At 74.1% G+C, this 11,657-nt stretch carries 9 protein-coding genes; all 9 read left to right on the top strand.

Annotated elements, in window-relative coordinates:
• Window positions 1–16: 16 nt before the first annotated feature.
• The 9 genes from ABT369_RS20565 to ABT369_RS20605 all read left to right on the top strand — a co-directional run bounded on the left by ABT369_RS20565 (window position 17) and on the right by ABT369_RS20605 (window position 11,555).
• Window positions 17–1,714 carry a dynamin family protein gene (locus tag ABT369_RS20565; protein WP_502891794.1) on the top strand — a complete coding sequence of 566 codons (1,698 nt, stop codon included), beginning with the start codon at window positions 17–19 and terminating at the stop codon, window positions 1,712–1,714.
• A gap of 70 nt (window positions 1,715–1,784) precedes the next feature.
• Window positions 1,785–3,443, top strand: coding sequence for a GTPase (locus ABT369_RS20570; protein WP_350613974.1), 1,659 nt, complete (start codon window positions 1,785–1,787; stop codon window positions 3,441–3,443).
• Window positions 3,415–3,876 carry a hypothetical protein gene (locus ABT369_RS20575; RefSeq protein ID WP_350613976.1) on the top strand — a complete coding sequence of 154 codons (462 nt, stop codon included), beginning with the start codon at window positions 3,415–3,417 and terminating at the stop codon, window positions 3,874–3,876. The genes ABT369_RS20570 and ABT369_RS20575 overlap by 29 nt, the downstream gene beginning before the upstream one ends.
• Complete coding sequence (locus ABT369_RS20580; protein ID WP_350613977.1) at window positions 3,876–4,736, top strand: fructosamine kinase family protein; 861 nt, start codon at window positions 3,876–3,878, stop codon at window positions 4,734–4,736. Before ABT369_RS20575 ends, ABT369_RS20580 begins: the two co-directional genes overlap by 1 nt.
• 19 nt (window positions 4,737–4,755) lie before the next feature.
• Window positions 4,756–5,793, top strand: coding sequence for a GTP 3',8-cyclase MoaA (gene moaA, locus ABT369_RS20585; RefSeq protein ID WP_350613979.1), 1,038 nt, complete (start codon window positions 4,756–4,758; stop codon window positions 5,791–5,793).
• On the top strand, window positions 5,790–6,035 hold the full coding sequence (locus ABT369_RS20590; protein ID WP_350613980.1) for a MoaD/ThiS family protein: 246 nt from the start codon (window positions 5,790–5,792) through the stop codon (window positions 6,033–6,035). The genes moaA and ABT369_RS20590 overlap by 4 nt, the downstream gene beginning before the upstream one ends.
• 4 nt (window positions 6,036–6,039) lie before the next feature.
• Window positions 6,040–7,287: a metallophosphoesterase gene (locus ABT369_RS20595; protein WP_350613981.1), complete on the top strand. Its 1,248-nt coding sequence runs from the start codon at window positions 6,040–6,042 to the stop codon at window positions 7,285–7,287.
• A gap of 21 nt (window positions 7,288–7,308) precedes the next feature.
• Window positions 7,309–10,533, top strand: a complete 3,225-nt coding sequence (locus tag ABT369_RS20600) for a UvrD-helicase domain-containing protein (protein ID WP_502891795.1) — start codon at window positions 7,309–7,311, stop codon at window positions 10,531–10,533.
• Between the two features lie 119 nt (window positions 10,534–10,652).
• The gene (locus tag ABT369_RS20605) at window positions 10,653–11,555 is read left to right on the top strand and encodes an LppU/SCO3897 family protein (protein ID WP_350613983.1); all 903 of its coding nucleotides are present in this window, start codon (window positions 10,653–10,655) and stop codon (window positions 11,553–11,555) included.
• The last annotated feature ends 102 nt before the right edge of the window (window positions 11,556–11,657 follow it).

Raw genomic sequence — 11,657 nt, forward strand, 5'->3', positions numbered from 1 at the left:
CGATACCCCCGGTGACGTGCTGCAGGCGCGGCTGACCGAGCTGCGCGACGCGGTCCGGGTGACCCGATTCACACTGCCGCTGCCCAGCGCCGAGCGGGCCGGCACCGTGGCCACGGGCATGGTCGCCCAGCTCGACGACTACCTGCTGCCACGCCTCGAACGCCTCGACGCCCCGCTGCTCGTGGTGGTCGGCGGCTCCACCGGCGCCGGCAAGTCCACGCTGGTCAACAGCCTGGTGCGGACCCCGATCAGCCCGGCCGGGGTGCTGCGCCCGACCACCCGCGCGCCGGTCCTGGTCTGCCACCCGGCCGACATGTCGTGGTTCTCCCGCGCCAGTCTGCTGCCCTCGCTGGCCCGCACCAGCGGACCGAACGGCGACCACCGCTCGCTGCAGGTCGTCTCGGCCCAGGCGCTGACCCCCGGGCTCGCCCTGCTCGACGCGCCCGACATCGACTCGGTCGTGGACGCCAACCGGCAGCTCGCCGGGCAGCTGCTCGCCGCGGCCGACCTCTGGCTCTTCGTCACCACCGCGGCCCGCTACGCCGACGCCGTGCCCTGGAACCTGCTGCGCACCGCGCGCAACCGGGGCACCGCCGTCGCGCTGGTGCTCGACCGGGTGCCCGGCGGCGGAGCCGCGGACGAGATCGGCCCGCACCTGACCGAGATGCTGCGGCAGCAGGACCTGGGCGGGGTGCCGCTGTTCGTCCTGCCCGAGACCCGCCTCGACAGCCAGGGCCTGCTCGGCGAGGCGCAGATCGGCTCGCTGCACGGCTGGCTGGCCCGGCTCGCCCGCGACGCCGAGGCCCGCGCGGCCGTGGTGCGCCAGACCGTCGGCGGGGCCATCGACGCGCTCACCGTCGACGTGGTGATCCTCGCGGCCGCGGCCGAGGACCAGGTCGCGGCGGCCAGGACGCTGAGCGACGCGGTCCACGTCGCCTACCGGGCGGCCACCGAGTCGGTCGAGCACGGCATCCACGACGGCGCGCTGCTGCGCGGCGAGGTGCTGGCCCGCTGGCAGGAGCTCGTCGGCACCGGCGACATCATGCGCGCGCTGCAGGCCCGGGTCGGCAAGCTGCGCGACCGCGCGGTGGCCGCGATCACCGGGCGGCCGACGCCGGGGGAGCAGTTCCAGCAGGCCCTCGGCTCCGGGCTCGGGGTGCTGCTCAAGGCGGCCGCCACCGACGCCGCCGAGGGGGCCGGCGCCGCCTGGAAGGCGCATCCGGCCGGGGCCGCGCTGCTCGACGCCGCACCGGGGCTCGTGCACCCCTCCGAGGACCTCGACGAGCGCATCGACCGGCTCGTGCGCGACTGGCAGCGCTCGGTGCTGGACCTGGTCCGCACCGAGGCCGGCGACCGGCGGGTGGTCGCCAAGGCCAGCGCCTACGCCGTCAACGCGACCGGCCTGCTGGTGATGGTCAGCGTCTTCGCCGCGACGGCGTTCATCCCGACCGGGGCCGAGATCGCGGTCGCCGGCGGCACCACGATCGCGGCCCAGAAGGTACTCGAGGCGATCTTCGGCGACCAGGCGGTACGCTCGCTGGCCGAACGCGCCCGGCAGAGCCTCGCCGAGCGGGTCGCGGCCCTCTTCGCCGCCGAGGCCGACCGCTTCACCAGCGCCCTGACCGGCGCCGGCGTCGACGAGGAGCTCTCGCCCCGGCTGCGCGCGCTGAGCACCGCCATCCACAACGCCCGGCCGGAGGTGGACCGGACATGAACCCGAACGACCTCGTCCGGCGCGGTTCCAGCGCGGCCGTCCACAACGCCCGGCCGGAGGTTGAAAACATATGAGCCTGGTCGAGCGGGTGAAGCAGATGGTGCCGCGGCAGCCCGTCAACGCGGATCGGCTCGTCACGCGGGTCGAGGCGCTGCACCGGTTCGTCGGCGCGGCCGAGGGCCACGTGCCGGAGGGGCAGCTCGTCGCGGCCCGCACCGTGATCGACCGCTCCGGCGAACGGCTGCGGCTCTCCCGCGCCCACACCGTCGTCGCGCTGGCCGGTGCGACCGGGAGCGGCAAGTCGAGCCTGTTCAACGCGGTCTCCGGGTTCCAGTTGTCGCGGGTCGGGGTACGCCGCCCGACCACCGGCGTCGCCCACGCCTGCGTGTGGGGCCAGGCCGGCGCCGGCCCGCTGCTCGACTGGCTCGGCGTGCCCCCGAACCGGCGGTTCACCCGCGAGAGCGCGCTGGACGGCGACGACCAGGCGGCCCTGCGCGGGCTCGTCCTGCTCGACCTGCCCGACTTCGACTCGGTGCAGGAGCGCCACCGGCTCGAGGTCGACCGCCTCCTGCGCCTGGTCGACCTGGTGGTCTGGGTGCTCGACCCGCAGAAGTACGCCGACCGCGTCGTCCACCAGCAGTACCTCGCCCAGTTCCAGCGCCACCGCGACGTGACCGTGGTCGTGCTCAACCAGGCCGACCGGCTCACCCGGGCCGACTCGGAGCGCCTGATCGCCGACCTCGGCCGGCTGCTCGACAACGACGGCCTCGGCGGCGTGCCCGCCTTCGCGACCTCGGCCAAGGGCGAGCCCGGCCTGGGTCCGCTGCGCGGCGCGCTGGAGCGCACGGTCGCCGCCCGCCAGGCCGCGCTGCTGCGCCTCAACGGCGACGTCACCGACGCCGTCGCCGCCCTGCAGCCACTGGTCGTCTCCGGTGCCAAGGTCTCCGCGGGTGTACCGCCGCAGACCGTCGACCGCCTCGCCGCCGCGCTCGCCGACGCCGCGGGCGCCCCGATCGTGGCCGCGGCGACCGAGCGCACCTACAAACACCGGGCCGCCGCCTCCCTGGGCTGGCCGCTGCTGCGCTGGGCCCGCCGGATGCGCCCCGACCCGCTCAAGCGGCTGCACCTGGAGCCCGGGGCCGTCGAACGCCCCGAGGCCACCTCGCTGCCCGACTCCACCGCCGCGCAGAAGGCCGCGGTCACGCTGGCCGCCCGCGACGTCGCCACGAGCGCGGCCCAGGGGCTGCCGGAGCCGTGGCCGGCCGCGATCACCGACGCGTCGCGCTCGCGGGTCGACGACGTGCCCGACGCGCTCGATGTGGCCGTGGCCTCCGCCGACCTCGGCCTGGCACGCCGCCCGGCCTGGTGGCGGGCGGTCGGCGCGCTGCAGTGGCTCGGCGCCGCCGTCGCCTTCGCGGGGCTGGTCTGGCTCGCCGTGCGGGCCGTGTTCGCCCTGCTCGGCCTGCCCAACGTGAGCGGGCCCACGGTCGGCGCCGGAGTTCCGCTGGCCACCGTGCTGCTCGGCGGCGGCCTGCTCTTCGGTCTGCTGCTGGCCGTCGTCGTACGCCCCTTCGCCGCCATCGCCGCCCGCCGCGCCCGGGCCCGGGCCGAGCGGCGGATGCGCAACGCCATCGCCGGCGTCGCCCGCACCCACATCGTGGCTCCGGTGGAGGAGGTGCTGCGCTCGTACGATGACGCGCGTGACGCCCTTGCCGCCGCCGCTGCATAACCTCGTCCGACCGGTCCGCCGGCTCGGCTTCACCGCCCTCGGCCTGGTCAATCTCGCCTGGGGCGCCTGGGCGGTCGCGGCCCCGCGCCACTTCTTCGGCACGTTCCCGGGCTTCGGGCTGCACTGGACGGCGTCCTACCCGCCGTTCAACCAGCATCTGACCGTCGACCTGGGCGCCACCATGCTGACCCTCGCCACGCTGTTCTTCGGCGCCGCGATCGCCGACCAGCCCACGGTCAGCTGGCTCGCCGGGATCGCCACGGCGGTCTTCGGCACCCTGCACTTCGGCTACCACGCGCTGCACGCCGGGCACATGGGCACCGCCGACCGGGTGCTGAGCCTGCTGAGCCTGATCGGTGGAGCCGTGGTGCCACCGGCCCTTGCCGCGACCCATCGTCTGGACGCGACCCATCGTCTGGAAAGGTCCGAGTAATGGACCTGCAGTACCTACGGGAGCACCCGGCCCAGCTGCCCGTCTTCATCAAGCACCAGCGCATCCGCGAGACGCCGGTGCCGGGCGGCTCCATCTGCACCGCCCAGCGGCTCACCCTGGACGACGGCGGTTCGCTCTTCGCCAAGTCCCTCGCCGACCCGCCGCCGGGCTTCTTCGCCGCCGAGGCCGCGGGCCTGCGCTGGCTGCGGGAGGCGGGCGCCGCCCCGGTGCCCGAGATCATCGCCGAGCTGCCGGACCTGCTGGCCCTGGAGTGGATCGACCACGGCGAGGCCACGCGGCGGGGCGCCGAGGAGCTCGGGCGCGGGCTGGCCGGGCTGCACCGGGCGGGCGCCGACGCGTTCGGGGCGCCCTGGCCCGGATACATCGGCACGCTCCCGATGCCCAACGAGCCCTCGCCCGGCCCGTGGGGCCCGTGGTTCGCCGAGAACCGCCTGCGCCCCTTCCTGGAGGCGTCCACCGGCGCGCTCACCGGCGACGACGTCGCCGCGGCCGAGCGGGTGCTGGCGAACATCGAGGACTACGGCGGCGACGAGCCCCCGTCGCGCATCCACGGCGACCTGTGGCCGGGCAACGTGCTGTGGGACCACACCGGCCGGGGCTGGCTGGTCGACCCGGCCGCGCACGGCGGGCACCGCGAGACCGACCTGGCGCTGCTCGGGCTGTGGGGCGGGGTGCCGCACCACGATCGGCTCATCGCGGCCTACCGGGAGGCGTATCCGCTGGCGGACGGGTGGCAGGAGCGCGTACCGCTGCATCGTCTGTATCTGATGCTCGTGCACACCGCGCTCTTCGGGGCGGCGTACGGGGAGTCGGTTCGGGCGCTGCTTCGGGCGCTCTGAACCGGGTACCGTTTCGACCATGACCGAATCGGCGCACGAGCCACCCGGGGCCGGCCTGGCCGACCGGTTCGGGCGCGTTGCGACCGATTTGCGGGTGTCGCTGACCGACCGGTGCAATCTGCGCTGCACCTACTGCATGCCCGCCGAGGGCCTCGACTGGTTGCCGAACCCGTCGCTGCTCACCGACGCCGAGGTCGTCCGGCTCATCGACGTGGCCGTGCACCGCCTCGGCGTGACCGAGGTGCGCTTCACCGGCGGCGAGCCGCTCCTGCGCCGCGGGCTGGCCGAGATCGTCCGCGCGGTCGCCGCGCTGCCCGGCCGCCCGCGCATGATGCTCACCACGAACGGCATCGGCCTCGCCCGTCTCGCCGAGCCCCTGGCCGCGGCCGGGCTGGACCGGGTCAACGTCTCGCTCGACACCACCGACCCGGCCCGGTTCAAGGCGATCACCCGCCGCGACCGGCACGCCGACGTGGTCGCCGGGCTCGCCGCGGCCGCCGCGGCCGGGCTGCTGCCGGTGAAGATGAACGCGGTCCTGCTGCGCGGGGTCAACGACGACGAGGCCGCGCCCCTGCTGCGCTTCGCCCTCGAGCACGGCTACGAGCTGCGGTTCATCGAGCAGATGCCGCTGGACGCCGGGCACACCTGGCGCCGCGAGGAGATGGTCACCGGCGCCGAGATCCTCGCGCGGCTGCGCGCGGAGTTCACGCTCTCGCCCGATCCGGACGCGCGCGGCGGGGCGCCCGCGGAGACCTGGGTCGTGGCCGGGCACGCCGCGGTCGGCGGGGGACCGGCCCGGGTCGGCGTGATCGCCAGCGTGTCGAGCCCGTTCTGCGGCGCCTGCGACCGGACCCGCCTCACCGCCGACGGCGCGATCCGCTCCTGCCTGTTCAGCCAGGAGGAGACGGACCTGCGCGGCGCGCTGCGGGCCGGGGCCGGCGACGACGAGCTCGCCGACCTCTGGCGCAAGGCGATGTGGGCCAAGCCGGCCGGCCACGGCATCAACGACCCCAGGTTCCTGCAGCCCGCGCGGCCCATGTCTGCCATCGGAGGATGACCCAGTTGCTGCTCGTCCGCTACTTCGCGGGGGCCCGCGCGGCCGCCGGCGTGCCCGAGGAGAAGGTCGAGGCCACGACGCTGACCGATCTCGTCGCGGCCGTGACCGCCGACCGTCCGCGCCTGGCCGGCGTGGTCACCGCCTGCTCCTTCCTGGTCGACGGCACCGCCTGGCGGGACCGGGACGCGGCGCTGCCCGCGGCCGCGACGGTCGACGTGCTGCCCCCGTTCGCGGGCGGCTGAGCCGGTGATCGCCGTCCTCCTGGTGGTGGTGCTCGTCGTTGTCGGGGGCATCCACTGGTACCTCTGGAAACGCCTCGTCAAGGACACCACCCGCACCCGCCGGGCCCGCATCGTCGGCTCGGTCATCGCGGTGCTGCTGGCCCTGGTGATCCCGACGACCCTGGCGCTGTCGCGCACCCTGCCGCACTCGCGCCAGGCGATCGTGGCCTGGCCGGGGTTCCTCTGGCTCGCGCTGATGTTCTACCTGCTGGTCACGCTGCTGATCCTGGAGATCCCGCGCTTGGCGATCCGCCTCTGGCAGCGTCGCTCCGCACCGCCTTCACTCCCTCAAGTTTCACCCCCTCAAGCGGCAGCGCCGGACATTTCGGACGAGGATCCGTCGTTCGCCGCCGAGGCGCCGCCGAAGCCGGTCGCGGAGGAGCTGGGCTTCGACGCGAGCCGGCGCCTGCTGCTCGGCCGGTCGCTCGCCGTCACCGCGGGCGTGCTGTCCACGAGCGCCGTGGGCATCGGTGTGTACCAGGCCATGAGCGCCCCGAATCTCAAGCGCGTCCCGATCCGGCTGGCCAAGCTGCCCTCGAGCATGAACGGCTTCCGCATCGCGGTGGTGTCCGACATCCACCTCGGCCCGCTGCTGGGCCGCTCGCACACCGAGCGCATCGTGCGGATGATCAACTCGGTGGACGCGGACCTCGTCGCCGTCGTCGGCGACCTCGTGGACGGCAGCGTCGCCGAGCTCGGCGAGGCCGCCGAGCCGCTGCAGGACCTGCGCGGCAAGCACGGCAGCTTCTTCGTGACCGGCAACCATGAGTACTTCTCCGGCTACCAGGAGTGGGTCGACGAGGTGAACTCGCTCGGCGTCCGCGTCCTGCGCAACGAGCGCGTCGACGTGCTCGGGCTCGACCTCGCCGGGGTGAACGACCTCAGCGGCGAGGGCGTCGGCGACGGCCCCGACTTCGGCAAGGCGCTCGACGGGCGGGACACCAGCCGGCCCGTGGTGCTGCTCGCCCACCAGCCGATCCAGGCCCACGACGCGGCCCGCCACGGCGTCGACCTGCAGCTGTCCGGGCACACCCACGGCGGCCAGATGGTGCCGTTCAACCTGCTCGTGGGCCTCCAGCAGCCGGTCGTGGCCGGCCTCGGCACGGTCGACGGCACCCAGGTCTACGTCACCCGCGGGGCCGGCTTCTGGGGGCCGCCGGTCCGCTTCGGCGCGCCGCCGGACATCTCGATCATCGAGCTGCACGGCGCGTAGCCGGAAACGCGTGGGGCGCCTGTGACAGGATGCAGCGTGCCTTCGAACGCCGCTTCCGACTCGTTCGTCGCGGACCTGCACATCCACTCGAGGTACTCCCGGGCGTGCAGTCGTGACCTCAGCATCGAGACGCTCACCTGGTGGGCGCGGCGCAAGGGCATCGCGCTGCTCGGCACCGGCGACTTCACGCACCCGGCCTGGTTCGACCACCTGCGCGAGGCGCTGGTCCCCGCCGAGCCGGGCCTCTACCGGCTGCACCCGGACCGCGAGGCCGACATCCTGCGCCGGCTGCCGGCCCGCCTCGGCGTGGCCGACTCCGCCGTGCGGTTCATGCTGTCGGTCGAGATCTCCACGATCTACAAGCGCGGCGACCGTACGCGCAAGGTCCACCACCTGATCTACCAGCCCGACTTCGACGCGGCCGCCCGGTTCAACACCGCGCTCGGGCGCATCGGCAACCTGGGCTCGGACGGCCGCCCGATCCTGGGGCTGGACTCCCGCGACCTGCTGGAGATCACCCTGGAGGCGAGCCCGGACGGCTTCCTGGTGCCGGCGCACATCTGGACGCCCTGGTTCTCCGCGCTCGGCTCCAAGTCCGGCTTCGACGCGATCGCCGACTGCTATGCCGATCTCGCCGAGCACATCTTCGCGGTCGAGACCGGGCTGTCCTCCGACCCCGAGATGAACTGGCGGGTGTCGTCGCTGGACAAGTACCGGCTGGTGTCCAACTCCGACGCGCACTCGGCGCCGGCGCTCGCCCGCGAGGCGACGCTGCTCGACGGCGACCTGTCCTACCTCGGCGTGCGCGACATGCTGCGGACCGGTCAGGGGCTGGTCGGCACGCTCGAGTTCTTCCCGGAGGAGGGCAAGTACCACGCCGACGGCCACCGCGCCTGCGACGTGAACTGGCCGCCGGCTCGCACCCGCGAGGCCCAGGGCCGCTGCCCCGAGTGCGGCAAGCCGCTCACCGTCGGCGTGCTGCACCGGGTCGAGGAGCTCGCGGACCGGGCCGAGGGCTACACGCCGCCGGGCGCGCCGGGGGTCACGCACCTGATCCAGCTGCACGAGATCCTCGGCGAGATCAACGGGGTCGGGCCGAAGTCGAAGACCGTCGACGAGAAGCTCGCCGCGCTGGTCGCCGAGCTCGGTCCGGAGCTGTCGATCCTGCGCTCGGTGCCGGTCGAGGACATCGCGCGGGCCGGCGGCGAGCTGCTCGGCGAGGGCATCGCGCGGCTGCGGCGCGGGCAGGTGCGCCGGACGCCGGGGTTCGACGGGGAGTACGGCATCATCAAGCTCTTCGAACCCTCCGAGCTGCGGGGGAACGCGCACGAGGACGTGCTGTTCGACGTGCCGATGCCGGCCGTGCCCAAGCAGCGCAAGGCGGAGCCGGCCGCGAAGGCCCAGCCCAAGAAGCGCCGGGCCGCCCCCGCCGAGGCCCCGCCGCCGCCCCCGCCGATCTCCGCGCCGCCCTCGCCGCACGAGCCCCTCGAGCCGATGCTCGCCGGGATGGAGGAGGTCGGGACCGGGCTGCTCGACCGGCTCGACGCGCTGCAGCGGGTCGCGGCCTCGGCGCCCGGCGGCCCGCTGCTGATCGTGGCCGGCCCCGGCACGGGCAAGACCCGCACGCTGACCCACCGGCTCGCGTACCTCTGCGCCGAGCTGGGCGTGTATCCGGAGGAGTGCCTGGCGATCACGTTCACCCGCCGGGCCGCGGAGGAGCTGCGCGAGCGCCTGGAGGGGCTGCTCGGGCCGGTCACCGAGGCGGTGACGGTCTCCACGTTCCACTCGCTGGGCCTGTCGATCCTGCGCGAGAACGCGGCCGCGGTCGGGCTCACCCCGCAGTTCCGCATCGCCGAGGACGCCGACCTGCTGGCCGCGCTCGAGCCGCTGGGCGAGCGGGAGGCGCGCAAGGCGCTCGGCGCGATGGAGCCCACCACGCGGGAGACGCTGGCCAAGGCGCTGCGGGCGAAGGACCTGGTGTCGCTGGACGAGCTGCTCACGCTCACCGTCGACCTGCTGCGGGCGACGCCGGCGCTGGCCGAGCGGTATCGGGCGCGCTGGCGGTGGATCTTCGTGGACGAGTACCAGGACGTCGATCCGGTGCAGTACGAGCTGCTGCGGCTGCTCTGCCCGCCCGGCGGCAACCTGTGCGCGATCGGCGACCCGGACCAGGCCATCTACTCGTTCCGCGGCGCCGAGGTCTCCTTCTTCCTGCGCTTCACCGGCGACTTCTCCACGTCCGAGGTCGACGCCCGGGTGGTCCGCCTGACCCGCAACTACCGCTCGTCGGCGCCGATCCTGGCCGCCGCGGTGCAGGCGATCGCCCCGACCACGCTGGTGCCGGGCCGCCGGCTCGACCCGGCCCGCTTGGACCTCGAGGCGCCGGTCGTCGGGCTGTACCCGGCCACCTCGGTCGCGGACGAGGCGGACTTCGTCGTGCGTACCGTCGACGAGCTGGTCGGCGGCCTGTCGCACCGCTCGCACGACAACCGCGTCGACTCCCGGGCCACCGTGGGCGCGATGTCGTTCTCGGACATCGCCGTGCTGTACCGCACCGACTCCCAGGCCGCCCCGATCGTGGATGCGCTCAGCCGGGCCGGCGTCCCCGTGCAGAAGCGCTCGCACGACCGGCTGCTGGACCGCCCCGGCGTCGCCGCCATCGCCCGCGAGCTGCGCTACGCCGACGGCCTCGGCGGCTCGATCGCGGCCCGGGTCCGCCTCGCCGGGCAGGTCGTCGCCGGCCGCTGCGGCACGCTGGACAGCGACCTGATGACGCTGGCCGAGGCCGACGTGTGGAACGCCGTCGACCTGATGACGCCGCTCGCGCTGCGGGCCCGCGACGACCTCGAGGAGTTCCTCGGCGCGCTGGCCACCGGGGCCGAGGTGGACGGCTGGGACCCGCGCGCCGACCGGGTGAACCTCCTGACCCTGCACGCCTCGAAGGGCCTCGAGTTCCCGGTCGTGTTCCTGGTCGGCGTCGAGGACGGTCTGCTGCCCCTGCGGCCCTACGCCGGCGCCCAGCAGACCGACGACGACGTCGCGGAGGAGCGCCGGCTGTTCTTCGTCGGGCTCACCCGCGCCCAGGATCGGCTCTTCGTGTCCCACAGCCGCAGCCGTTTCCGCTTTGGATCCGAGCGCGACATGTCCCCGTCACCGTTCCTGTCGGTCATCGACCCGGGCCTGCTCGAACGGCGTGGTCCCGCGGCTCCCCGCAAGCCCAAAGATCGGCAGTTGCGCCTGATCTGAACCACTTTTGGCGCGGATCCGTGAGGCCAAGGGGGTGGGTGGGAGAGCTACCGTAGCTGCATTGACGCCGATAGGCTCACCTAGCCGACCACCGGCTGCAGGACGACCAGGAGGACATCATGTCGGGTTACGGACCGCCGGGCGGACCGTACCAGGGTCAACCTCAGGATCCATGGGGGCAGGGACAGGGTGGTCAGCGCGACCCCTATGGCGACCAGGGCTACGGCGACCAGGGCTATGGCCAGGGCGGCGGTCAGGGCGGGGGCTACGGCCAGGGCGGCGGCTACGGCCAAGGCGGCGGTTATGGCCAAGGCGGGGGCTACGGCCAGGGCGGCGGAGGCTACGGCAACCAGGGCAACCAGGGTTACGGCAACCAGGGCGGCTACCCGGGCCAGGGCTACGACGACCGGGGCGGTGGATACGACGACCGCCGCGGCGGCTACGACGACCGCACCTACCAGCAGCCGGGCGGCGGCTACCAGCCCTACGGCGACGAGCCCGGCGGCTACAACGACGCTCCGCAGTGGGGCCCGCCCCCGGAGCCGGAGAAGAAGAAGCGCTCCGGCGGCACGATCGCGCTGGTCGCCTTCCTCGTGCTGCTGCTCTGCGGTGGCGGCGGCGTCGGCGTGTACTACTACGTGCTGAAGGACAAGAAGGCCGACACCAACGCCCCAGCCGCCTCGGGCTCGACCAAGCCCGACGCGTCGACCCCCGCGGGCAACGGCGCCGGTCAGTCGGCCGCCCCGAGCGCGGGCTCCTCGCCGAGCAAGCCCGGCGTGCAGGCCGGCGACGCGGCCTCGGTCCAGGTCGGCGAGTGCCTCAAGAACGTCGGCACGAGCAACGACAAGCCGCAGATGCAGAAGGTCCAGTGCGGGCCGGGCGCCTACGAGGTGCTCAAGCGCATCCCCGGCACGACCGACAAGAACAAGTGCGAGGGCACGCCGGGCTACTCCCACAACTACTTCTTCGACAGCCCGACGGACGCGAACGACTTCGTGCTCTGCCTCAAGCTGCGCAGCTGACCTGCGAAAACATGACGGCCCGGGCGATTGCCCGGGCCGTTCTGCGTTTTCGACCCCCCTTGCCACGCGCTGCCGCAGGGGTGTAGTACATTAGTTCGAGCC

The organism is Dactylosporangium sp. NPDC000244 (assembly GCF_040300725.1).
In the GTDB taxonomy this organism is placed as follows: domain Bacteria; phylum Actinomycetota; class Actinomycetes; order Mycobacteriales; family Micromonosporaceae; genus Dactylosporangium.

What these genes read in the sequence shown, in the direction of transcription:
- ABT369_RS20590 (WP_350613980.1), top strand. Translation starts at nt 5,790, where the DNA reads ATGACCCAGTTGCTGCTCGTCCGCTACTTCGCGGGGGCCCGCGCGGCC.
- moaA (WP_350613979.1), top strand. Translation starts at nt 4,756, where the DNA reads ATGACCGAATCGGCGCACGAGCCACCCGGGGCCGGCCTGGCCGACCGG.
- ABT369_RS20570 (WP_350613974.1), top strand. Translation starts at nt 1,785, where the DNA reads ATGAGCCTGGTCGAGCGGGTGAAGCAGATGGTGCCGCGGCAGCCCGTC.
- ABT369_RS20605 (WP_350613983.1), top strand. Translation starts at nt 10,653, where the DNA reads ATGTCGGGTTACGGACCGCCGGGCGGACCGTACCAGGGTCAACCTCAG.
- ABT369_RS20580 (WP_350613977.1), top strand. Translation starts at nt 3,876, where the DNA reads ATGGACCTGCAGTACCTACGGGAGCACCCGGCCCAGCTGCCCGTCTTC.